The organism is Nocardia sp. KT25-26 (assembly GCF_056627695.1).
Genome location: NZ_CM152813.1, coordinates 170,831 through 192,056, shown reverse-complemented (window position 1 = coordinate 192,056; position 21,226 = coordinate 170,831). Strand labels below are relative to the sequence as shown.

The following is a 21,226-nucleotide window of genomic DNA, read 5'->3' as shown; positions in this document are numbered from 1 at the left end:
ATACAGAAAAGAGAACACTCATGGACCGCGTCGCCCTCGGGCCGGACCCGGTGCGCTGCCCGCATGCGCTCGTCGGGAATACCCCGGTGCTCTGGGTCGGAACCCCACTGGCCCCGCACGGCCGGGGCTTCTGGGCCAAACTCGAAGGTTTCAACCCGGGCGGAATGAAGGACCGCCCGGCACTGCACATGGTCCGCCGGGCCGAACAGCGCGGCGAGCTCGCTCCCGGCGCCCGGATCGTCGAATCCACCAGTGGCACCCTCGGGCTGGGCCTGGCGCTGGCCGGTCAGGTGTATCGGCATCCGGTGACCCTGGTGACCGATCCGGGGCTGGAGCCGATCGTCGCCCGCATGCTGCACGCATACGGAGCCGACGTGCAACTGGTCACCGAACCGCATCCGGCGGGTGGCTGGCAGCAGGCCCGCCGCGACCGAGTCGCCGAACTGCTGCGGGCCGAACCGGGTTCGTGGTGCCCGGACCAGTACAGCAACCCGGACAACATCGAGGGCTACGAATCCTTGGCGCTGGAGTTGCTCGACCAACTGGGCCGGGTCGACGTGCTGGTGTGTGCGGTGGGGACGGGCGGCCACTCGGCCGGGGTGGCCCGCGTGCTGCGCCGGAGCAACCCGGACCTGCGGCTGGTCGGCGTGGACACCGTGGCGTCGACCATTTTCGGCCAGCCCGCCGGGCCGCGGCTGATGCGCGGCCTCGGATCCAGTATCCATCCACGCAATGTCGACTACCCCGCCTTCGGCGAGGTGCACTGGGTGGCGCCGGCCGAGGCGGTCTGGGCCTGCCGGACCCTGGCCGCCACCCACCACGTCAGCGGCGGCTGGAGTGTCGGCGCGGTCGCGTTGGTCGCCGGCTGGTTGGCCGGGACGCAACCGGCCGGCACCCGGATCGCCGCGGTCTTCCCGGACGGCCCGCACCGCTACTTCGACACCGTGTACAACGACGACTACTGCGCCGAACACGGTCTGCTGGACAGCCCGCCGCCCACCGCGCCGGACGTGCTCGCGCACCCGGGCGAACGCACCGTCGGTTCCTGGACCCGGTGCGAATCGGTGCCGGCCCCGCAGGCTGCCGTGGTCCAGGGGGATCTCCGATGATGCTGGTGTCCCGGTTCCGTGGTTTCGACACCCCGGCGCAACTCCTGATGATCAACCAGTTCGGCATCAACCTGGGTTTCTACATGCTGATGCCGTACCTCGCGGGCTACCTGGCCGGGCCGCTGGGGCTGGCGGCCTGGGCGGTCGGGCTGGTGCTCGGGGTGCGGAACTTCGCCCAGCAGGGCATGTTCCTGATCGGTGGAACGCTGGCCGACCGCCTCGGCTTCAAACCGCTGATCGTCGCCGGATGCCTGTTGCGGACCGCGGGATTCGGGCTGCTGGTATTCGCGGAATCGCTACCGGCGGTATTGATCGCCTCGGCCGCAACCGGTTTCGCGGGCGCCCTGTTCAACCCTGCGGTGCGGGCGTATCTCGCGGCGGCCGCCGGGGAACGCCGGGTGGACGCCTTCGCGGTGTTCAATGTGTTCTATCAGGCGGGCATCCTGATCGGTCCGCTGGTCGGCGTCGCCCTGCTCACCCTGGACTTCCGCCTGGTCGCGGGGATCGCGGCGGTCGTGTTCGCGGTACTCACCGTGGCGCAGCTGTTCGCCCTGCCGCCCCGGCATGCCGACGATCACGCCGAGCGGCGCTCGGTGCTGCAGGACTGGCGAATCGTGGCGACGAATCGCCGGTTCCTCGCCTTCTCGGTGGCGATGATCGGCTGTTATGTGCTCTCGTTCCAGATCTATCTGGCACTTCCGTTACAGGCCGGACTGGTCGGCGGGGACGCGGCCGAGCTGATCACCTCCGGGTTGTTCGTGATCTCGGGTGCGGTCGCGGTAGCCGGTCAGCTGCGGATCACCGAATGGTTCCGCAACACCTGGGGCAGCGGCCGCGGATTGGTCGTCGGAATGGCTGTGCTGGCAGCGGCATTCGTACCTCTGATGGTTGTCCCGGACGGCAACCGGTTTGGCGACGCCACCGCAGTGGCGGCCTTGCTGCTGGCCGCCGCGATCCTGGCGCTCGGTACCGCGGCGGTGTTCCCGTTCGAGATGGACACCGTCGTCGTGTTGTCCGGAAACCGCTTGGTGGCCACGCACTACGGCTTCTACAACACCGTCGTCGGCATCGGCATCCTGATCGGGAACCTGGGTGCCGGTGCGGTGTTCGGCGCCGCACGGTCCGCCGGCGCGAGCTGGGCCCTGTGGGCCGGGCTCGCCGTCATCGGCGCGATTGCGGCAACCGCTCTGGTCCGCATCACCCGGTTACCGGTATCCGTCTGATTCCGGTCCAGCGGCGGCGGCCGATCGTCGCCGCCGCTGGTCAGTGGCCGTGGGGTTCCTCGTGGTCGTGGGGTTCGCCGGGTCCGTCGGCCGGCGTGGACGGTGCGCCCGGAGAATCCGGGACCGGCTCCGAAGGCTGCTCCGAGTGTGCCGGTGGCGTGGGTTCACCGTGTGTTTCCGACGGATGATCATGGTCGTGCGGCGCCTCGGTGCCGTGACTGTGCTGGCGGGCGCTGTCTACCGCGGGGACGGTGAACCCGCCGATAGCGATCGCGGCAACCGCGATGGCGGCTGCGACGACGCCGGTCGGCATCCGCTCGGTGGCGGCGCGCCGGAGGAACATCCCGGCTGCGATCACGCAGACCAGCAGTTCGAACACCAACGCTGTCACATCTGCCCGGGCGGCCGGCTCGGCGACACCGGATTCCGGCCCGAATGGGATCCCGGATGTCCGGCTGACCAGCCAGGTTGCGATGATGCCGAGGTTGCCGAGCAGGCCGATCAGCCGGACGTTGCGGTCGTGCGGCCGCCACAGGATCGCCAGGGCCCATCCGGCCTGGAAAGCCGCAACCAGGTAGAAGAAGATCCCCGATACCGGCCACTCGGCGTAGTGATTCGGTGCCGCGGAGAGATGGATCGCGGCCGCCCCTAGCGATGCGAGCGCAATCACGGCCGCAGCGCAGGCAACGACCGGGGCTGACTTTCGGGCACCGACTTCGCGCATACCCTCAGGCTAAGTGCCTTGCCGTGGGTCTGCAGGGCGCGCCGGATCCGTGATCGCCGACCTGCCCGCCCGGGCCGGGACTCCGGGTCGGGGCGGGTGGTAGGTGTTCGGCACGGGTCAGTTGGCGTCGCCGCCGTTCTCGTCCGGATCGGTGCCGGCGCCGTGGTTCGGGTTGGTGCAGATGGTGCCTTCACACGGCACCACGCTGCCGTCACCGTTCGGGTTCGGCATCACCTCGCCGCCGTTCTCGTCGGGGTTCGGGCCGGCGCCGTGGTTCGGGTTGGTGCAGATGGTGCCCTCGCACGGCACCCAGGTGCCGTCACCGTTCGGGTTCTGGATCGCGTCCGGCCCGATGTAGCTGCCCTCCGGGCAGCCCGGGTCCTCGTTCTTCGCGCAGTACTCCGGGGACAGGTTGTTTCCGGTGGACCCGTCCGCGCCCCGCTCACCACCTTGCTCCGGCTGGACGGTGGTGGTCGTGGTTTCGGTAGATGAATCGTCATCGGCGCAGGCCGCCCCGAACAGAGCGAGCACAGCAAATGCGGCAACCGCGGTGAAATGCCTCATGAACACCCCTTGTCGATGCGTATGGTCCGCTCGATCCTGGCACAGGCAAACGTTCGGCACATTTTCATCGGCTGCACCGGTGTGTGTGGATACCGCCCGGTGTCCGGTCGCCGGGACTCGCCGCGTGGGCGCCGACGTCGGCCCGGGTGCCGCCGGAGGATACGAATCTGTGCGATCGCACCGGCCGGCCGCCCCGGGCTCCGGCCGGTCAGACCTCCAGATCCGCTTCGATGCCTTTGAGCTGATGCCGGGCCATCGCCAGGTTCGCCCGGCTGCGGTCGAGCGCGAGGTAGAGGAACAGCCCTTTGGATTTGCGTCCGGTCATCGGCCGGATCACGTGGTACTGACTGCCCAGGGTGATCAGGATGTCCTCGATCTCCTCGTTGAGCCCGAGCTGTTCGATGGTGCGCATCTTGGCCCGCACCACCTCGGTGTTCCCGGCCGCTGCGACCTGAAGATCCAGGTTCTTCGTGCTGCTCAGCATTCCCAGCGCCATACCGCTGCCGTAGTCGACGACCGCGGCGCCGATCGCGCCGTCGATCACCATCATGTCCTTGAGGGCCAGATCCATATCACTCATGCCAATCCTTCCGATGGTCGGTTCGGGTTCGCCCGGGGCATATCCGGGACGGCGGTGGGCGGCCGGAGCAGGCCGGCGATGGCCTGTGCGGCCGGGCGCGATTCCAGGTGCAGGCGCCCGATGGTGACCTCCGCGCCGGCGATCACGGTGAGCGAGGTCCATCCGGTCGCGTAGATCGCGATGTGGCCGGTCGGCGTCTGCACGACGACTTCGCTGAACCCGTCACCGAGTGCGGTATCGGCGAGCCGGTGCGAAAGCGACAGGTGCGAGGCGGCCAGGGCGGCCATACCGGTGGGCTCGATCTGCGACGGCAGGTCATGGGTGACCAGCAGACCGTCGTTGGACGCGACCAGGGATCCGGTCAGGTGCGGGACGCGATCGCGCAGGGCCAGCAGCTCGGCAGCGACCTCGGGATGGGTCGGGGTCACGGACGTCGTCACGTTGAGAAACCTTCCTATGATGTTGCCGAACAGCGTTTTCCGTGCGTTCACGGCAGGTCCTCCAAGGCATTGCGCAGGCGGATCAGCGTGTCCTGATCGACCGGCGTCCACCGGTCGGCAGGTGGAGCCGGGACCGTGGCGCGCACCCGGCGGCGTAAGGGGAGGCCAGTGGGCGCGGGCACCGGTGCTTCGACCAATCCGGCCGAGGTCAGCCGCCGGGCGGCCACCAGGCATCCGTAGGTCGTCCGGCCGAGGTGCCGGGCGATGTCGACGACCGTGCGCCGGGCGTCGGCGGCCGCCAGTACTTCGGTTTCGCCTCCGGTGAGCACCCGGGCCGGCGCGGCACTTCGGCCACTCGGCCGGACGGGCGCGCGGTCGGCCAGTTCGACCGGCCACCGTTCGGGTGGCGCGGCAGCGCGGCGGCGGCACTCACCGATCAACACGCTCGGCCGGACCCCGCATACCGGTGCCAGCCAGTGGGCCGGTCCCGCACGGAATTCCGCCTCGTCGCCGAGTTCGCCGATGAAGAAGGCGGCGTCGAAGACGGCCTGCCGGGCCAGTAGCTGCAGCCGGGCACCGGTGAGCCGGGTGCCGTCGCGGGCCTGCCTGGCCTGCTCCCATTCCCCGGAAGTCACCAGCCCGGCCGCATGGGCGAGCCGCTCCAGGCCGACGGTGCGGGCGCAGACCGCGGTCGTGACCGAACCGGAGGTGACATGAAGGGTGCCGCCGGGCGCTCGGAGCTCGCCGGTGAGGGTTTCGCTTTCCGCTCGTTCCAGCAGATTGCCCGGATCAGTGTGCACAGGGCTCTCGGAGGAACTCGGAAATGATGTTGTGCAAAAGGAATCGGGCCATCGCCAGATTGCCACCGCTGTCGTCGAAGACGACGTGCAGGAACATCTCGTCGGTCCGGCCGGGATTCAACGGGTGCAGCATGTGGAAACTCTCGGTGCCCCGGATCAGAATTTCGGTGATGTCGTCACCGGGGCCGGTCGTCAGCCCGGGGCAGGTGAGTAGGGAACGGACGGTAGCCGCGGTGGCAGCGGCCTCCTCCTGCGGTTCCGTGGCCCGGTGGCGGCCACCGGAGGCGGCGAGGGCCAGGCCGCTGGCGGCGTCCACCACCGCCACCTCCCGGGCTCCGGGAATGTCCATGATGCGCTTCATGCAGTCGTCGATACCGAGCACAGATCCACCGTTTGCTTTCGCAGGATTGCGTCTTCGATCGGAACGCTACACCCGGTCATTGCCGGATATGTGCCGATCGATCGGGAAACTCGTTGGTAACCAAAATGATTCGCCGAAAAGAACGGAACGTTCGGTATGGAAGTACTCGATTCGAAATATCGCACCTCTGGTTCGTGGGTGTTCGGGGAGCGTTTCGGCCGGCACGCTAAGGTCCGCGTGTGGGTGTGAGGAGGTCGAGGCACAGCTATTCCGGGCAGTCGGTGGCCGAACGGCAGGTCGAACGCCGGGCGCTGTTCCGGGAGGCGGCGCTGACCGTCTTCGCGGACAAGACCTATGCGGCGAGCACCATCACCGATATCTGCGCAGCGGCCGGATTGTCCCGGCGCCAGTTCTACGAGCAGTACACCGCCCGGGAGGAGCTGCTCGTGGAGGTCTACGACCTGATCCAGGCGCAGGCCCGAGCGGCCGTCGTCGCCGCGGTCGCCGCGGCCGAGACCGCCGATCCCCGCCTGCTGATGCGGGCCGGGATCGCGGCCTATATCGAATCGGTGGCCGCGGATCCCCGGCGGGCGCGGGTCGCGTTCGTCGAGATCGTCGGCGTGAGCGAGGCGGTCGAGCAGCACCGGGTGCAGGTGCGCAACGAATGGGGCGGGGCCGTGGAGTCGGTAGCCGGGGCGGTGCCGCAGGTGCAGACACCCGCGGTGGGCTGGCGGCTGGCCATGTCGGCCTTTGTCGGCGCGGTGAACGGTCTTGTGCATCAGTGGACGCTGGAGGATCCGCAACCTCCGGTCGAACCGCTGGTCGAGGTGCTGGTCACGTTGCTGACCGCGCTGGTTCTGCCGGAATCCACCACCGGCTGATTGCGAGCTGCGCCACATCCGTGCGATAGTGTGCCGCAGATTGAGACGACGTCGTCTCAACTTTTCGAGGAAGTGCGCTCATGCAGATCACGTCGACCATCAGCGGAATGCGGCGCCTGCCGGCAGCGGTGCTCGCCGCGGCCGCAGCCGCCCTGATCGCCGGTGCCGGTGCGCCGGTACATGCCGAACCAGCGCCGGACCCCGCACCCGCCCAATTGCTGCCGCTCCCACCGGAGCTCGACCCCGGCTTCTATCATCAACCGCCCGAGGTGCTCGCCGGCAGTGCACCCGGCGAGATCATCGCCGCCCGGCCGGTCACATTGGCGAACTTCGGGATCGCACCGTTGAACGTCGATGCCTGGCAGGTCGCCTACCGGTCGAACGACAGCCGGGACGAACCGATTTCGGCCGTCGCGACGCTGATCAAACCGCGCGGGACGACGCCCGAACCACGCAAGCTGGTCTCGGTGCAGATCGCCGAGGATTCCACCGCCGGTTACTGCACACCCTCCTATGCACTCCGGCACCTCTCGGCGGCACCATTCCTCGGGCAGATCGTCGCGCCGGCGGAGTTCGTCATCGCGCAGGCGGCGCTACAGCAGGGCTGGGCGGTGGTGATCCCGGACCATCAGGGACCGGACTCGGCGTATGCGGCCGGTCCGCTCGGCGCCCGGATCACCCTCGACGGAATCCGCGCCGCCACCACATTTCCGGAGCTCGGTGTCGGGCCTGGTGCGCCGGTCGGAATGTACGGCTACTCCGGCGGATCGATCCCCACCGGACACGCCGCCGAACTGCGCAGCAGCTATGCACCCGAACTGAACATCGTCGGGACGGCCATGGGCGGGGTGGGCGCCGATCTGGGCATGACCCTGCGGATGGCGAACGGGCAGGCCACTTCCGGGCTCGTCCTCGCCGCCGTCCTCGGGCTGAGCCGGGAGTACCCCGACTTCGCCGAGTTCCTGGACCGGTATCTCGACCCGGTCGGCCGCACCTTGATGGCGGCCAAGGCGCCGCTGTGCGTGCAGTACCAGTCGGCGCTGCTGCCGTTCCTCGACCTCACCGGCATGATCCGCTCACCCGGCGATCCACTGCAGGACCCCGTCGTCGCGGCCATGCTCGAGGACACCCGGATGGGTAAGACGGTTCCCGACAGTCCGCTGTTCATCTGGCATTCCGCCTGGGACGAAATCCTTCCGCTTCCGGCAACCGATCGGCTGGTGGACACCTACTGCCGTGCCCCCGGCGCCCAGGTGACCTACACCCGCGATCACCTGAGCGAGCACGTGGCCGCCGAGGTGGCGGGCTGGCCGTCGGCGCTGCTGTGGTTGCGGGATCGGCTGGAAGGGGTCCCGGCCGAACCCGGCTGCCGCACCGCCGACGTCTCCTCCATGATCGCCGGTCCGGCCGAACAGGCACTGTTCACCGAGGTGTTCGGCGAAACCCTCGGCGCCTTGCTCGGTGCGCCGATCGGCGCCCGGTGACCGGGAAGGCGGCACGGCGTCGTCGACGATCACCTCGACCGGTTGTTCCGGGCGTCGTCCTGACCGGAAAACCGTTGGAGAGCGGCAACTCTCACCCGCGTGTCTCGCCCCGGTGGTACGCGATGCTAGAGTGACGGCATGCTCATCGAGTTCATGCGCCTGCGCGCCTCCTGATCCGACGCACCCCGCGGTCCATCGGGCCGCCTGCGTTGTCGCACGTCCATAGCGTGCTGCGTAGGTGACGTCGAGATACTTCGATCACTCGACATGGAGTCCTTTATGAGCACCAATTCCGCTGCTGCCCGTCCCACCTACGTGTTCGTGCACGGGTCGGGAACCAGCTCGTTCATGTGGATGCCGATCCTGCAGGAACTCGCCTTGCAGGGCCACCGCGGGGTGGCCGTCGATCTGCCCGGACACGGGTTCGACGCCCAGTTCTCGGTGCACTATCAGGCGCCGCAACAACTGGACCGGCTCGCCGACGAGCCTGCTGCCGAACTCGCTTCGATCACCCTGGCGGACAATGCGGCCGCCGTGCGTACCGCCGTCGTCCGAGCCCGTGCGCACGGACCGGTGGTCCTGGTCGGCGCCAGCCTCGGCGGGACCAGTATCAGCGCGGTCGCCAACGAGATCCCGGATCTGGTGGACCGGCTGGTCTACATCTCCGCCTGGGCTTGTCTCTCTCACCAGAACCCGGTGGAGTACATGGCCGAACCGGAGTTCGCGGGCAGCCTGCTGCCGGGCCTCGGCGACCTGAACGTCGGCGATCCGGCCGTCCTCGGTGTCGGCCGGGCCAACTACCGCACCGCCGACCCGGACCTGCTCCGGAAACTGCACGCGGCGCTGATGGCCGACCGCACCGACGCCGAGTTCCGGGCGTTCCTCAATTCCCTGCAACCGGACGAATCCCTCGCGGCCATGATGGGCGACGCCCGCCTGGACCCCGATCGTGGCGGCCGCATCCCCCGCCAGTTCATCCGGCTGACCCAGGACCGTTCCCTGCCCATCGAAATGCAGGACCGCCTGATAGCCGAAGCGGATGCCGCCACCCCAGGCAACCCCTTCACCGTCGACAGCCTCGACACCAGCCACGTCGGGTTCCTGTACCACCCGGAAGCCGTGGTGAAGCTGCTGGTCGGATGACCCGAGCCGGCCGGGGAGTTCTGCTCCCCGGCCGGGTTCATGGCTCGATCGTCCGCCGGTGAATTCAGGATCCGGACGTTGCCGGAGACGGTCATCGGCCGGCGAAGGCGCCGGCAGCTGCTGCGCGGACGGCGATTTCGGCGGCGGTGCCGGGGAGGCCGGGGTCGGGTGGGGTGCGGAGCAGGACCAGGTGGTGGTACAGCGGGGCGGTGGCGGTGATCAAGAGGGCGCGGGCGTCGGTGTCGGGTTCGAGGTCGCCGCGGGCGATCGCTCGCTCGACGACGATCTCGCATTGCAGGTAGCGGTCCGCCCACATGCGCTGCAGGGCCCGGGCGGCCTCGGGGGAGCGGAACGACGCCGCGATCAAGGCGGTGGCGATGGAGGGCTGTTCGGTGAGGGAGTCCTGGATCTCCTGGTTCAGTGCGGTCAGGTCGCCGGGTAGCGAGCCGGTGTCCCGGGGCTGCCAGTCCATCGCCGATGCCTCGTCGACGATATCGGCGAGCAGGCCGCCTACATCGCGCCAGCGGCGGTACACGGTGGTCCGGTGCACTCCGGAGTGGGCCGCGACCGCATCCACGGTGAGCGCGTCGTAGCCCTGTTCGGCCAGTACGGCGCGGGCGGACTCGAGAACCCGGGCGCGGATGCGGGCGGTCCGGCCGCCCGGGCGGGTACGGCCGGGTGTGGCCGGTTCGGCGGGGTCCGAGGTCGGTGCGGTGCTCATGGCGATCCACTCATCCGAAATTTCCTATTGCTTGCCGGGGTGATTCCGTGGCACCATCTTAGTGCAACAGTTGTCGCACTAGTGAGGTCGCCGATGCTCATTCGAAGTGTTCACCCGGTCCTGCGGTCCACACCGGCCGCATCGTCGTCGAATGCTTCGGAGCGTGTCCATGCCTGCACAGATCACCGCACTGGCGGTCAGCAAGTCCTTCCATGACAAGTGCATCCTCGATGCAGTGACCTGCTCGCTCGCTCCGGGCGAGCGCACCGGAATCATCGGGGAGAACGGATCCGGCAAGACCACCCTGCTGCGCCTCTTCGCCGGGTGCGAGCGCCCCGACCGGGGCGAGATCATCGTGCGTGCCGAGGGCGGTATCGGCTATCTCGCCCAGGACGAGGTGCTGCCGCCGCAGTTGTCCGTCCAGCACGTCATCGACCGATCCCTGGGCGAGCTCCGGGCCATCGAGAAGCGGATGCGCGCCCTCGAGCGTGCCATGGCCGACGACGAAGCGGCCCTGGCCGAGTACGGCACCCTGACCACCGCTTTCGAACTGCGCGGCGGCTACGACGCCGACGCCCGGGTAGAGCGGGCCCTGCACGGCCTCGGTCTCGGCCTGGTGGCCCGCGACCGAGCGGTCGGCGGACTGTCCGGCGGTGAACAGGTGCGGTTGCGGCTGGCGGCATTGCTGGCCGCCGCACCCGAGGTGCTGCTGCTCGACGAACCGACCAACCACCTGGACGACGACGCACTGAACTGGCTGGAGGAGCATCTGCGCACCCGGCGCGGCACCACGGTGACCGTCTCCCACGACCGCGTGTTCCTGGAACGGGTCGCCACCGGCCTGCTCGAGGTCGATGCGGATCGGCGGCAGGTCGTCCGCTACGGCAACGGCTACGCCGGGTTCCTGACCGAGAAGGCGGCGGCCCGGCAGCGCTGGGAACAGGCATATGCCCAGTGGCAGACCGATATCGATCGGCTCCGCGAGACCGCCGCGACCACCGCCCGGCAGGTGGCGCCGGGCCGGGTGATGAAGGACAACAACAAGATGGCCTACGACCGGGCCGGTGGGCGCGTCCAGCAGTCGCTGGCGAGCCGGGTCCGCAACGCCGAGGAGCGGTTACGGCGCCTCGAAGCGGATCCGGTGCCGCCGCCACCGGATCCGTTGCGGTTCACCGCGACCCCGACGGCGGGCCGGGTACCCGGAACGGTGCTGGAAGCGACCGATATCGCGGTGCCCGGCCGGCTCGACCGGACGAGCCTCACCGTTGGCGCGGGGGAGCGGCTGCTGGTCACCGGGCCGAACGGGATCGGCAAGAGCACGCTGCTGCGGGTACTCGCTGGCGTTGTGACTCCCGCCGGTGGCACTGTCGTCCGCCGCGGGCGGGTCGGCTACCTCGCGCAGGAGTGGCGTCCGGCCGACTCCGGGCAGACGCTGCTGGCCGCCTTTGCCGCCGGTCGGTCCGGCGGCACAGATCAGCATGCCGAACAACTGATGTCACTCGGGCTGTTCGAATCCGCGCAGCTCACCGTGCCCGTTGCGGACCTGTCCATCGGGCAGCGGCAGCGGCTCGCGCTGGCTCGGCTGGTCAGCGATCCGGTGGAGGTGCTGCTCCTCGACGAGCCGACAAATCACCTGTCACCCGGCCTGATCGAGGAACTGGAAGCGGCGTTGGCCCGGTACCGGGGTGCGATCGTGCTGGTCAGCCACGACCGCCGATTGCGGCAGCGCTGGCGCGGCGCGCACCTCGACATGCGGCCGCGGATCGCTGCCGCCTGACCGGCACCGGCACCCGAATACCCGATAACCGAAGGAGTTTTCATGCCCGAACCACTGCTGTCGCCGGACCCGTCCGTCTGCCACCCGATGGCCGGACAGCCGCGGGTCGTACTGCTGAAACCCCTGATCACCTCCCCGCTGATCGAGGTCGGCGAATTCTCCTACTACGACGACCCGGACGATGCCACCGCCTTCGAAACCCGGAACGTCCTCTACCACTACGGCCCCGAGAAACTGATCATCGGAAAGTTCTGCGCCCTGGCCACCGGCGTGAAGTTCATCATGAACAGCGCCAACCACCGGATGGACGGCCCGTCGACTTACCCGTTCCCGATCATGGGCGGCTCCTGGTCGAACCACGTAGACCTGGTCTCCGACCTGCCGAACCGCGGCGACACGGTCGTCGGCAACGACGTCTGGCTCGGCCACGGCGCCACCGTCATGCCCGGTGTCCGCATCGGTCACGGCGCCGTCGTCGCCACCGGATCCGTGGTGACCACCGATGTCCCCGACTACGGCATCGTCGGCGGAAACCCGGCCCGCCTCATCAGGTCTCGGTACTCGGAACCGGAGATCGAACGACTGCTGGACATCGCCTGGTGGGATTGGCCGCTGGACCATATCACCGCCAACGTGCGAACCATCATGTCCGGCACCGTGGCCGATCTCGAGGCAGTTCGGATGTGACCGCTGACCGGGTCCGCAGCGACTGGCGTATCCCGAGCGGCGCGTTTGCTCGGGTCATGCCGTGGCGACGAGCAGGGCGAGAACTGCGAGTGCGATGGAAACCGGGGTCATAACGTATCGCTCGCCTGGAGAACGTGAGATCGCGTTCGGCGCCGCACTGAGTGCGCAGAAACCGAACACGACCCACATTCCGGCGGCGGACACCGGCTCGGGAACCAGGTCGACCGCACCGGCCCGATCCAGGGCGAGCACCGCCATCACCGCATAGATCGACACCGACAGTGCCGCGACGCCGCGGACCCCGGGCGGCAGGGTGCCCCGATACCGGCCACCCAGGGTGAACCGGCCGAGCGGCGCACCGAGCACCAGCGCGATCTGAAAGACGGACATACTCGCGAGCAGAACCACGAAAAGAATCGCCCAAGCCATGTTTCGACGCTAGCGTCGGTCGGCGGTTGCTGCGCGGGCCGAGCCACGCAGGGCTGTCGCCGAGCAAGTTCGATGCCGGTACCGATCGAGGAGGAGCAGATATGGCCGACCGGGCCCCGACCGATGTGGATCCACTGCGCGGCGCCGGTTTCCGGGACCGCGTCGAACGAGCGATCCGCATGACCGAGCGGCTCAACGCGCTGCCCTACGACGACCGGGCCGCGATCCGCGCGGCCTGGGCGGACCTGACGGGCCGGCCCGTCGACGACACCTTCCACCTCATTCCGCCGGTGTACTCCGACCACGGGGTCAATATCCGGATCGGCCGCAACGTCTTCATCAACCAGGGCTGCCGCCTCGATGACATCGGTGGCATCGAAATCGGCGACGATGTGATGATCGGCCCCGGCGCCCGCCTGATCACCTCCGGGCATCCCGTCGATCCCGCATCGCGCCGCTCGGCGATCACCGCGGCCCCGATCCGGATCGAACGCAACGTCTGGATCGGTGCCTCGGCAATGATCCTGCAGGGTGTCACCGTCGGCGAAGACGCCGTTGTCGGCGCCGGGGCCGTTGTGACCCGCGATGTCCCGCCGGGCACGTTGGCCGTGGGGGTGCCCGCCGAGGTCGTCCGAAGTATTCGGTGACTACTCCGACTTCGCCGATCGACTGACCTGCAGGCCGAACGCACAATGCAACACTACTTCTGTCTTGGTTACATTTTGTGCGGCTTTTCGGGACGAAATGTAAGTCATCCGTAGGCCGGGAGACGGTCGACCGGTTGCTGAGCGGACGCGTGAGGACCGCTGACGTCAGCCGCGGGCCATGTCCACGAACCGGCTCAGGTGCAGCTGGTGGGCGACGGTGATGGTGGCGGTGGGGCCGTTGCGGTGCTTGCCGAGGATCAGGTCGGCCTCGCCGCCGCGCGGGTCGTCGCGCTCGAAGGCATCCGGGCGGTGCAGCAGGATGACCATATCGGCATCCTGCTCGAGGGATCCACTTTCACGCAAATCGGACACCATCGGTCGCTTGTCCGTCCGCTGTTCCGGACCACGGTTCAGCTGGGAGATCGCGATGACCGGTACTTCCAGCTCCTTGGCGAGGAGCTTGAGGGCTCGGGAGAATTCGGAGACTTCCTGCTGGCGGGATTCGACCTTCTTACCGGAGGTCATCAGCTGCAGGTAGTCGACCACGACGAGTTTCAGGTCGTGGCGTTGTTTGAGGCGGCGCGCCTTGGCCCGGATCTCCATCATGGTCAGGTTCGGCGAGTCGTCGACGAACAGCGGCGCCTCGCTGATCTCGCTCATCCGCCGTGCCAGCTTGGTCCAGTCGTCGTCGCTCATCCGCCCGGCGCGCATATCGCCCAGCTTGATCTTCGCCTCGGCGGAGAGCAGACGCATCACGATCTCGGTCCGGCTCATCTCGAGCGAGAAGATCACGCTCGCCAAGCCGTGCTTGATCGAGCAGCTGCGCATGAAGTCCATACCCAGCGTGGAGTTGTGGGTCGGTACCAGCGTGCGCCCGGCAAGGTAGAGGTGATCGGGACTGTCGACTTCGACGCAGCGGACCGGAACCGGGTCGATCTTTCGGACGTCGACGATTCGGCGTGCGGCCGAGCGTGCGGTTCGGGGCACGGAGTGTGCGTAGTCGTCCCGTGCAGTGCGCAGGCTGTGTGCGATCTCGGCGGTGGTCCGGACAACCGGGTGCGGTGCCAGCGTCGGTGCCGAGGTCGTCCACTGGTGGTTTTCGTCGGCAACGAGAACAGTGCCGTCCGAGAACTCGACTTCATAGCAGGGTCGGTCGGTCATCACCTCGGTGGCGGCCACTACCCGGGTCGGATGACCGTCAGCACCCAGGAGGTGATCACCGACCTGCACGTCGCCCATCGTGGTCCAGCCGGTGGGGGTGGGCAGCGGGGTGTCGAGGGCGAGTGCTTTACCAACACCCGGCCGCGCGGCGACGATGATCATCTGGCCGGGGTGCAGGCCGTTGGTGACCTCGTCGAGTTCGGAGAAGCCGGTGGGGACGCCGAGGGAGATACCGCCGCGGGAGGCGATGGAGTCGATCTCGTCCATCGTGGGCTGGAGCAGTTCTTCGAGGGGGGTGAAGTCCTCGGTGGTGCGGCGTTCGGTGACCTCGTAGATCTCGGCCTGGGCGCGGTCGACCACCTCGGCGACGTCCTGGCCGTCGGAACCGGCGTAGCCGTACTGGACGATGCGGGTACCGGCCTCGACGAGGCGGCGCAGGATCGCCTTCTCGGCGACGATCTCGGCGTAGTAGCCGGCGTTGGCCGCGGTCGGGACGGTCTGGGTGAGGGTGACCAGGTAGGGGGCGCCGCCGATGCGCTTCAGCTCGCCGCGGCGGTCCAGGCCGGCCGCCACGGTGACCGGGTCGGCGGGTTCGCCACGCCCGTACAGGTCGAGGATGGTGTCGTAGACGGCCTGATGCGCGGGTCGGTAGAAATCGCCGGGGCGGATGACCTCCACCACATCGGCGATGGCGTCCTTGCTCAGCAGCATGCCGCCGAGGACGGACTGTTCCGCGGCGAGGTCGTGCGGGGGTTGCCGGCCGAAATCTTCGCCGGGAGGTTCGGGCGGGAATCCGGCCTGCCCGCGGTCATCGGTGGTGGTCACCAGGATCGACCGTCCTCTCTGGCTATCGGCTTCGGTGGCCCGGTTCGGCCCTGCCCTGCGACGAACCTAGCGGGGGTTATGGGCGTCCGCCACCCCACTATGTGCACACACCTGTGGATAACTTGGGAGTGATCGACCGGACCTTGTGTATAGACTGTGGACAACTTGGGGAAAACCCAGGTCATCGGCGATAAACGCGCTGATAGACGTCGATTCACCGCGATTCCGACATGTGGATGGACACTCATCGGCGTGTCGAGCGAGGTGAACATCCGGGCGTGTTGAGGTAACAACTCACAAGCCGGGAATGACTCAGGTCACATTACTGCCGGTCGGTTTCGGGATTGATCCACAGGCTATCGCCTGGGGTGTGGATCAATCGCGGACCGCGGGCAGGGCTCGCGGCGCGCTGACCACTCGGAACACATGGCAAACCATGGGCAATCCGAGGTGAATCCATTCGGGAGCACACCGAAGACCACCCCCGGACCGGGCCGGGGATGGTCTTCGGTGGCGCGAATCAGTTCGCGGTGACCTGCAGGTCGAACTTCGCGACGACGTCCGGGTGCAGGTGCACCGAGATGCCGTGCTTACCGGTCGCCTTGATGTGCGACTTCGGCAGTTCGATGCTGCGCCGATCGACGATCGGACCACCGGCGGCCTTGATGGCACCGGCGACATCGGAGGTGGTGACCGAACCGAACAGCTTGCCGCTGTCGGCGGTCTTCACACCCAGCGACACCGACTCCAGGCCCTCGATGGCCTGCTTCAGCTCGTTGGCGTGGTCCAGGTCGCGCACGCGGCGGGCGTCCTGTGCCCGGCGGATGCTCTCGACCTGCTTCAGCGCACCACGGCTGGCCGGGATGGCCAGGCCGCGGGGCAGCAGGAAGTTGCGGCCGTAGCCGTCCTTGACCTCGACCAGGTCGCCGGGAGCACCGAGGTTGTCCACATCAGCAGTGAGGATGAGCTTCATCTGTGTGCCTCCCTTTCTCAGCGAGCGGTCGAGACGTAAGGCAGCAGCGCCACCTCACGCGAGTTCTTGACGGCCACAGCGACGTCACGCTGGTGCTGCACGCAGTTGCCGGTGACCCGGCGGGCGCGGATCTTGCCGCGGTCGCTGACGTACTTGCGCAGCAGCGTGGTGTCCTTGTAGTCGATATCGACGAGTCCGGACTTCGCTTCCTTGCAGAATGCGCAGGCCTTCTTCTTCAGCACCTTTTCGCGCGCGGGCGCTTTAGGCATGGTCTTCTACTCCGTAATCATGTGATGGTCGCGACGTCGCCGACATATCTGCCGACGCCGGGCGAACCGAGGAATGCCGTATCAGAACGGCGGTTCGTCATCCATGCGGCCGCCGCCCCCGAAGGAGCCGGCCGCGGGTGCGCTGCCCCACGGGTCGTCGCCGGCGGCGCCGCCCTGGCGTCCGCCACCGCCGCCGCCGTTGTAGCCACCTGCTGCACCGGCGTTACCGGAACCACCACCGAATCCGCCGCCTCCGCCGCCGCGGCCGGTCTTGGTGACCTTGGCGGTGGCGTAGCGCAGCGACGGGCCGATCTCGTCGACTTCGAGTTCGACGACCGTGCGCTTCTCGCCCTCGCGGGTTTCGAAGGAGCGCTGCTTGAGCCGGCCCTGGACGACCACGCGGGCGCCTCGGGTCAGGCTCTCGGCGACATTCTCCGCTGCTTCACGCCAGATGTTGCAGCGCAGGAACAGTGCCTCGCCGTCTTTCCATTCGTTCGTGTTGCGATCGAATATCCGGGGCGTGGAGGCCACGGTGAAATTGGCCACCGCCGCGCCCGCCGGCGTGAATCGCAGCTCCGGGTCGGCCGTCAGGTTGCCGATGACGGTGATGACCGTGTCGCCTGCCATGGGGGTTCCTCCTGCTCGCAGGTGTGTTTCTCGTCTCGGGAGTTCGCATGCAGCCTAGAGCTGCTCGCCGACAGAAAGTCGAAGTACGCCGACGGGGCGTCGACCCACCCGGACTCCGGGACGAGGAGCAGCTACTTGTCGTTGCGCAGCACCTTGGTGCGCAGCACCGTCTCGTTGAGACCCAGCTGGCGGTCGAGTTCGTTCACCGTGGCCGGGCTCGCGGTCAGCTCGACGACCGCGTAGATGCCTTCGGCCTGCTTGCGGATCTCGTAGGCGAGCCGCTTACGGCCCCAGATGTCGACCTTATCGATCTTGCCACCGTCGGTCTTGACGACGCTGAGCAGATTGTCCAGGGACTGCCCGACGATGCGCTCGTCCAGGCTCGGGTCGAGGATGACCATCACTTCATATTGACGCACGGACCAATCACCTCCTGTGGACTGGATTCGGCCACGGACGGTCCGTGGCAGGAGGGTACGTTGCGTCAGCAACCCGGCAAGGCTACCCGACCGGCACCCCGGTCAGGAAACCGGGGTCTTGGCCAGCTGGTCGTCGTCCTCGTCGTCGTTGTCGGGTAACTCCGCGGTGTCCTCGCGCCGGTTGCGCAGGATGCTGGAGATGAACGCGGCACCGATGAATGCGACACCGACCAGGCCGGTGATCACCTCGTTGATGTGCACACCGATCGAGATGAGCAGGATCGCGGCCAGCGCGCCGATCGCCCAGTGCGCACCGTGTTCCAGGTACACGTACTCGGAGAGGGTGCCCTTGCGGACCAGGTAGACGGTGATCGAACGGACGAACATCGCGCCGATCAGGCCGAGGCCGAGGGCGATGATGATCGGGTCGGAGGTGATCGCGAACGCGCCGATCACGCCGTCGAAGGAGAAGGACGCGTCCAGTACCTCGAGGTAGAGGAACAGGAAGAAGCCGGCCTTACCGGTGGCCTTGGCGGCATCGGACGGTCCGGTGTGCTCCTCGGTGTGGAACATCGAGCCCAAGCCGTCGACGGCGATGTAGGTGATCATGCCGAGCAGTCCGGCGACCAGGACGGTGCCGCGGTGGTCGGCGTCGGCGACGAATTCGGCGACCAGGATCAGCGCGGTGCCGGAGACGACCACCGAGAGCATGTCCAGCTTGCCGGCCCGGGCGAGCGGGCGCTCCAGCCAGGACAGCCAGGTGATCTCACGCTCGTCGAAGATGAAGTTCAGGAACAGCAGGGCCAGGAACATGCCGCCGAACGCCGCGATCTGCGGGTGCGCATCGGTGAGCAGGGTCTCGTAGCTCGGGCTGCCGTCCGGGAAGTACGGCGCGTCACCGGCGGGCGGGTTCAGGGCCAGATCGAAGGCTTCGACCGGGTTCAGGCCGGCGGTGACCCAGACGATCGCCAGCGGGAACACCAGCCGCATGCCGAATACGGCGATCAGGATGCCGACGGTGAGGAAGATCTTCTGCCAGAACTCACTCATCCGCTGCAGGATGGTGGCGTTGATCACGGCATTGTCGAAGGACAGCGACACTTCGAGGATGCCGAGGATGGCGCACAGCGCCAGAGCGGTCGGGCCACCGTAGAGGAAGGCCACGACGAGCGAGGCCATCGTGACGACGGCGGATAAGCCGAAGATGCGCAGTACCACGCGGGGGACCTTTCCTTGCGGTCACAGGCCCGGGCGTCGACCCGGGCGGTAGGGGGACACGCCGTCACGATGAGGGGGTCCGGGTAACCGGACCCCCGAGCCGTGAACCGGTGTCAGACGTTGACGCCGTAATCGCGGGCGATTCCGGAGAGGCCGGAGGCGTACCCCTGGCCGACAGCGCGGAACTTCCACTCTGCACCATTACGGTACAGCTCGCCGAAGACCATCGCCGTCTCGGTGGAGGCGTCCTCGGTGAGGTCGTAGCGGGCCAGCTCGGTGTTGTTGCTGCTGTCGACGACGCGGATGAACGCGTTGCGGACCTGGCCGAAGGACTGGCCGCGCGAGTCGGCGTCGTAGATCGACACCGGGAAGACGATGCTGTCGATGGTGGCCGGGGTGTTGGCCAGGTCGACCTTGATCACCTCGTCGTCGCCCTCGCCCTCACCGGTGAGGTTGTCGCCGAGGTGTTCGATGGTGCCCTCGGGCGACTTCATGTTGTTGAAGAAGATGAAGTGCTGGTCGGAGACGACCTTCTTGTCCGCGCCGGTGGCGATGGCGCTGGCGTCCAGGTCGAAATCGGTGCCCGTGGTAGTGCGTACGTCCCAGCCGAGGCCGACCGCGACCGCGGTCAGGTTCGGTGCTTCCTTGGTCAGCGAGACATTGCCGCCCTTGGACAAACTGACACCCATGCGGGGATCCCTTCCGATTGTGGTCTGTGGTGGACCCGGCCATGTCCGAATCGCCGGGTACCGCTACGACAGTAATAGGTTTCGGCCCACTCGAGTAGGAACGGCCGCGAAGTCCCGGCACTGTCGTGCACTGCCACTGCAGAACCGCGACCGCTCACTAGTATCGGGTGCGTGGCAGGCCGTGTGCGTGGATGGTTCCGCCCGTCCGGGAACAACGAATGGATCGCCCCCGCACGGGCGGCGACGACCGCGGCCTTCCTGGACATGGATCGCCGGCAGAGCGCCGCCGAGACAGGGGTGCAAGCCGCCGAGGCGGTGTTCCCGGAACGGGGTTTCGCCGCGCTGTGGGATCCGGTGCGCGCCGGGTGTTATGCGGCCGCCGAGCAGTATCTGGGCTTCACCGCCGAACTCGATGCGGCCGAACGGGACGGGACAGCGGTGCCGGACGGCCCGGCCCGCTCCGATGCGGTGGTGCGGCGGCTGACCGAGGCGGCTCGCGGTGTGGACGAATTCCAGCAGGCGCACGGTGGAGCGTTGCAACAGGCGGCCACGGTGCTGGCCGGGGTCCCGCATCTGGTGACGCACGTCCGGTCGGCGGCCGAGCAGGAACTGGCGCAGGCACAGGAATCGCCGTATCGGGACTACCCGTCGGTGCGGGCGTGCCGGAAGGCAGTGGATGAGGCGCTGCTCACACTCGCGTCCGCCGATCCGGCCCAGGCGGTGAATGTCGCGCGAGCAGCCGCGGTGGAGGTGGAGCAGGCGACCCGGGAGCTGTCGGATGCGCTGGCGCAGGCACCCTCCCGGGACACGGAGGCGCGTAACGCCATCGCCTCGGTAGCCACCCGGCTCGATGCGGTGCGGACGCGTTCGGAGCGGCTGGGACCGGCCTATTCGGCGCTGCTGCGTGAGTTCAACGCTGCGAGTTCGGCCGATCTGACCGGCAATGACCGCGACAGCAGCCGGGCCATCGATGCGGCCACCGAGGAGCTCGCGGCCGCGCGGCAGGCAGCCGCCCGGCACGACCCGGAGACCGCCCTGGACCTGACCACCGCCGCCCGGGAACAGCTGGCGATCGCCGACGCCCGGGTCGACGCGGTGACCGGTCGGCTGGCACTGTTGCGGAAAGTGCGCGACGATCCGGATCGGCACGCCCGCGACGTACGCTTCCGGCTGCGCGATGCGCAGATGCTGGCGGTGGGTCGTGGGCTGGTCGGTGAATGGGGATCGGTGCTCGATGCCCAGGCGGAACGGATCGATCGCATCCGGGCCGGGCTGACCGGGCGCCACCCCGACTACTGGGCGTATGTGACCGAGCTGGACCAGGTCACCGAGTTTCTCGCCGGAGTGGTCGAACGGATGCGTAGACAGATAGGCACACAACAGGATTGACCGGGCCCGGCCCGGCGGATGAGGAATGGGCAGGGAGTTTTGTGACGGCGAGCACGACCCTCGCGCCGGCGCCGAAGGTGAATCTG

General features: G+C 68.1%; 23 protein-coding genes and 1 pseudogene. 9 read left to right on the top strand and 15 right to left on the bottom strand.

Annotated features, from left to right (window positions below):
* The first annotated feature begins 20 nt into the window (after nucleotides 1-20).
* Both AC1HFH_RS00925 and AC1HFH_RS00920 read left to right on the top strand, forming a co-directional pair.
* Entirely contained in the window at nucleotides 21-1,109 is a 1,089-nt protein-coding gene (locus AC1HFH_RS00925; RefSeq protein ID WP_480245528.1) for a PLP-dependent cysteine synthase family protein, read from the top strand.
* On the top strand, nucleotides 1,106-2,332 hold the full coding sequence (locus AC1HFH_RS00920; protein ID WP_480245527.1) for an MFS transporter: 1,227 nt from the start codon (nucleotides 1,106-1,108) through the stop codon (nucleotides 2,330-2,332). Before AC1HFH_RS00925 ends, AC1HFH_RS00920 begins: the two co-directional genes overlap by 4 nt.
* Nucleotides 2,333-2,372: 40 nt before the next feature.
* On the opposite strand, the gene AC1HFH_RS00915 is transcribed toward AC1HFH_RS00920, so the two are convergent.
* From AC1HFH_RS00915 to AC1HFH_RS00890, 6 genes and pseudogenes are all read right to left on the bottom strand, one after another.
* A complete protein-coding gene (locus tag AC1HFH_RS00915; protein WP_480245526.1) occupies nucleotides 2,373-3,002 on the bottom strand; it encodes a hypothetical protein in 630 nt (209 codons plus the stop codon).
* A gap of 171 nt (nucleotides 3,003-3,173) precedes the next feature.
* Nucleotides 3,174-3,518, bottom strand: a pseudogene (locus AC1HFH_RS00910) (hypothetical protein); the annotation flags it as partial.
* Between the two features lie 310 nt (nucleotides 3,519-3,828).
* Nucleotides 3,829-4,200, bottom strand: coding sequence for a hypothetical protein (locus tag AC1HFH_RS00905; RefSeq protein WP_480245525.1), 372 nt, complete (start codon nucleotides 4,198-4,200; stop codon nucleotides 3,829-3,831).
* Nucleotides 4,197-4,640: a roadblock/LC7 domain-containing protein gene (locus AC1HFH_RS00900; protein WP_480245524.1), complete on the bottom strand. Its 444-nt coding sequence runs from the start codon at nucleotides 4,638-4,640 to the stop codon at nucleotides 4,197-4,199. Before AC1HFH_RS00900 ends, AC1HFH_RS00905 begins: the two co-directional genes overlap by 4 nt.
* 47 nt (nucleotides 4,641-4,687) lie before the next feature.
* Complete coding sequence (locus tag AC1HFH_RS00895; protein WP_480245523.1) at nucleotides 4,688-5,440, bottom strand: hypothetical protein; 753 nt, start codon at nucleotides 5,438-5,440, stop codon at nucleotides 4,688-4,690.
* Complete coding sequence (locus AC1HFH_RS00890) at nucleotides 5,430-5,801, bottom strand: hypothetical protein (protein ID WP_480245522.1); 372 nt, start codon at nucleotides 5,799-5,801, stop codon at nucleotides 5,430-5,432. Before AC1HFH_RS00890 ends, AC1HFH_RS00895 begins: the two co-directional genes overlap by 11 nt.
* A gap of 239 nt (nucleotides 5,802-6,040) precedes the next feature.
* On the opposite strand from AC1HFH_RS00890, the gene AC1HFH_RS00885 reads away from it, so the two are divergent.
* The 3 genes from AC1HFH_RS00885 to AC1HFH_RS00875 all read left to right on the top strand — a co-directional run bounded on the left by AC1HFH_RS00885 (nucleotide 6,041) and on the right by AC1HFH_RS00875 (nucleotide 9,309).
* Complete coding sequence (locus tag AC1HFH_RS00885; RefSeq protein ID WP_480245521.1) at nucleotides 6,041-6,682, top strand: TetR/AcrR family transcriptional regulator; 642 nt, start codon at nucleotides 6,041-6,043, stop codon at nucleotides 6,680-6,682.
* A gap of 80 nt (nucleotides 6,683-6,762) precedes the next feature.
* Nucleotides 6,763-8,166 (top strand): lipase family protein, encoded by a 1,404-nt coding sequence (locus AC1HFH_RS00880; protein WP_480245520.1) that lies wholly within the window; start codon nucleotides 6,763-6,765, stop codon nucleotides 8,164-8,166.
* Nucleotides 8,167-8,445: 279 nt separating this feature from the next.
* Nucleotides 8,446-9,309 carry an alpha/beta hydrolase gene (locus AC1HFH_RS00875; protein ID WP_480245519.1) on the top strand — a complete coding sequence of 288 codons (864 nt, stop codon included), beginning with the start codon at nucleotides 8,446-8,448 and terminating at the stop codon, nucleotides 9,307-9,309.
* 91 nt (nucleotides 9,310-9,400) lie between these two features.
* On the opposite strand, the gene AC1HFH_RS00870 is transcribed toward AC1HFH_RS00875, so the two are convergent.
* Nucleotides 9,401-10,030 carry a TetR/AcrR family transcriptional regulator gene (locus AC1HFH_RS00870; RefSeq protein ID WP_480245518.1) on the bottom strand — a complete coding sequence of 210 codons (630 nt, stop codon included), beginning with the start codon at nucleotides 10,028-10,030 and terminating at the stop codon, nucleotides 9,401-9,403.
* A 169-nt stretch (nucleotides 10,031-10,199) separates the two neighbouring features.
* Between AC1HFH_RS00870 and abc-f the strand changes: the two genes are divergently transcribed.
* Entirely contained in the window at nucleotides 10,200-11,807 is a 1,608-nt protein-coding gene (abc-f, locus tag AC1HFH_RS00865; protein ID WP_480245517.1) for a ribosomal protection-like ABC-F family protein, read from the top strand.
* A 42-nt stretch (nucleotides 11,808-11,849) separates the two neighbouring features.
* Nucleotides 11,850-12,494, top strand: coding sequence for a CatB-related O-acetyltransferase (locus AC1HFH_RS00860; RefSeq protein WP_480245516.1), 645 nt, complete (start codon nucleotides 11,850-11,852; stop codon nucleotides 12,492-12,494).
* Nucleotides 12,495-12,548: 54 nt separating this feature from the next.
* Here AC1HFH_RS00860 and AC1HFH_RS00855 read toward each other — a convergent pair whose 3' ends face one another.
* On the bottom strand, nucleotides 12,549-12,884 hold the full coding sequence (locus AC1HFH_RS00855) for a hypothetical protein (RefSeq protein ID WP_480245515.1): 336 nt from the start codon (nucleotides 12,882-12,884) through the stop codon (nucleotides 12,549-12,551).
* Between the two features lie 140 nt (nucleotides 12,885-13,024).
* Between AC1HFH_RS00855 and AC1HFH_RS00850 the strand changes: the two genes are divergently transcribed.
* A complete protein-coding gene (locus AC1HFH_RS00850; protein ID WP_480245514.1) occupies nucleotides 13,025-13,570 on the top strand; it encodes a sugar O-acetyltransferase in 546 nt (181 codons plus the stop codon).
* A 165-nt stretch (nucleotides 13,571-13,735) separates the two neighbouring features.
* On the opposite strand, the gene dnaB is transcribed toward AC1HFH_RS00850, so the two are convergent.
* From dnaB to AC1HFH_RS00815, 7 genes are all read right to left on the bottom strand, one after another.
* On the bottom strand, nucleotides 13,736-15,556 hold the full coding sequence (gene dnaB / locus AC1HFH_RS00845; protein ID WP_480245513.1) for a replicative DNA helicase: 1,821 nt from the start codon (nucleotides 15,554-15,556) through the stop codon (nucleotides 13,736-13,738).
* 520 nt (nucleotides 15,557-16,076) lie between these two features.
* Entirely contained in the window at nucleotides 16,077-16,529 is a 453-nt protein-coding gene (gene rplI, locus AC1HFH_RS00840) for a 50S ribosomal protein L9 (RefSeq protein ID WP_480245512.1), read from the bottom strand.
* Between the two features lie 17 nt (nucleotides 16,530-16,546).
* A complete protein-coding gene (rpsR, locus tag AC1HFH_RS00835; RefSeq protein WP_480245511.1) occupies nucleotides 16,547-16,798 on the bottom strand; it encodes a 30S ribosomal protein S18 in 252 nt (83 codons plus the stop codon).
* 81 nt (nucleotides 16,799-16,879) lie between these two features.
* On the bottom strand, nucleotides 16,880-17,425 hold the full coding sequence (locus tag AC1HFH_RS00830) for a single-stranded DNA-binding protein (RefSeq protein ID WP_480245510.1): 546 nt from the start codon (nucleotides 17,423-17,425) through the stop codon (nucleotides 16,880-16,882).
* 131 nt (nucleotides 17,426-17,556) lie between these two features.
* Nucleotides 17,557-17,844, bottom strand: a complete 288-nt coding sequence (gene rpsF / locus AC1HFH_RS00825) for a 30S ribosomal protein S6 (protein WP_480245509.1) — start codon at nucleotides 17,842-17,844, stop codon at nucleotides 17,557-17,559.
* Nucleotides 17,845-17,946: 102 nt separating this feature from the next.
* Nucleotides 17,947-19,062 carry a DUF475 domain-containing protein gene (locus tag AC1HFH_RS00820; protein WP_480245508.1) on the bottom strand — a complete coding sequence of 372 codons (1,116 nt, stop codon included), beginning with the start codon at nucleotides 19,060-19,062 and terminating at the stop codon, nucleotides 17,947-17,949.
* A gap of 113 nt (nucleotides 19,063-19,175) precedes the next feature.
* On the bottom strand, nucleotides 19,176-19,751 hold the full coding sequence (locus tag AC1HFH_RS00815; RefSeq protein ID WP_480245507.1) for a TerD family protein: 576 nt from the start codon (nucleotides 19,749-19,751) through the stop codon (nucleotides 19,176-19,178).
* Between the two features lie 171 nt (nucleotides 19,752-19,922).
* Between AC1HFH_RS00815 and AC1HFH_RS00810 the strand changes: the two genes are divergently transcribed.
* The gene (locus tag AC1HFH_RS00810) at nucleotides 19,923-21,140 is read left to right on the top strand and encodes a hypothetical protein (RefSeq protein WP_480245506.1); all 1,218 of its coding nucleotides are present in this window, start codon (nucleotides 19,923-19,925) and stop codon (nucleotides 21,138-21,140) included.
* Nucleotides 21,141-21,226 lie beyond the last annotated feature (86 nt).

What these genes read in the sequence shown, in the direction of transcription:
- rplI (WP_480245512.1), bottom strand. Translation starts at nt 16,529, where the DNA reads ATGAAGCTCATCCTCACTGCTGATGTGGACAACCTCGGTGCTCCCGGC.
- AC1HFH_RS00920 (WP_480245527.1), top strand. Translation starts at nt 1,106, where the DNA reads ATGATGCTGGTGTCCCGGTTCCGTGGTTTCGACACCCCGGCGCAACTC.
- rpsR (WP_480245511.1), bottom strand. Translation starts at nt 16,798, where the DNA reads ATGCCTAAAGCGCCCGCGCGCGAAAAGGTGCTGAAGAAGAAGGCCTGC.
- AC1HFH_RS00850 (WP_480245514.1), top strand. Translation starts at nt 13,025, where the DNA reads ATGGCCGACCGGGCCCCGACCGATGTGGATCCACTGCGCGGCGCCGGT.
- AC1HFH_RS00870 (WP_480245518.1), bottom strand. Translation starts at nt 10,030, where the DNA reads ATGAGCACCGCACCGACCTCGGACCCCGCCGAACCGGCCACACCCGGC.
- AC1HFH_RS00925 (WP_480245528.1), top strand. Translation starts at nt 21, where the DNA reads ATGGACCGCGTCGCCCTCGGGCCGGACCCGGTGCGCTGCCCGCATGCG.
- abc-f (WP_480245517.1), top strand. Translation starts at nt 10,200, where the DNA reads ATGCCTGCACAGATCACCGCACTGGCGGTCAGCAAGTCCTTCCATGAC.
- AC1HFH_RS00890 (WP_480245522.1), bottom strand. Translation starts at nt 5,801, where the DNA reads ATGAAGCGCATCATGGACATTCCCGGAGCCCGGGAGGTGGCGGTGGTG.
- AC1HFH_RS00880 (WP_480245520.1), top strand. Translation starts at nt 6,763, where the DNA reads ATGCAGATCACGTCGACCATCAGCGGAATGCGGCGCCTGCCGGCAGCG.
- AC1HFH_RS00875 (WP_480245519.1), top strand. Translation starts at nt 8,446, where the DNA reads ATGAGCACCAATTCCGCTGCTGCCCGTCCCACCTACGTGTTCGTGCAC.
- AC1HFH_RS00855 (WP_480245515.1), bottom strand. Translation starts at nt 12,884, where the DNA reads ATGTCCGTCTTTCAGATCGCGCTGGTGCTCGGTGCGCCGCTCGGCCGG.
- AC1HFH_RS00860 (WP_480245516.1), top strand. Translation starts at nt 11,850, where the DNA reads ATGCCCGAACCACTGCTGTCGCCGGACCCGTCCGTCTGCCACCCGATG.
- AC1HFH_RS00815 (WP_480245507.1), bottom strand. Translation starts at nt 19,751, where the DNA reads ATGGGTGTCAGTTTGTCCAAGGGCGGCAATGTCTCGCTGACCAAGGAA.
- AC1HFH_RS00905 (WP_480245525.1), bottom strand. Translation starts at nt 4,200, where the DNA reads ATGAGTGATATGGATCTGGCCCTCAAGGACATGATGGTGATCGACGGC.
- AC1HFH_RS00830 (WP_480245510.1), bottom strand. Translation starts at nt 17,425, where the DNA reads ATGGCAGGCGACACGGTCATCACCGTCATCGGCAACCTGACGGCCGAC.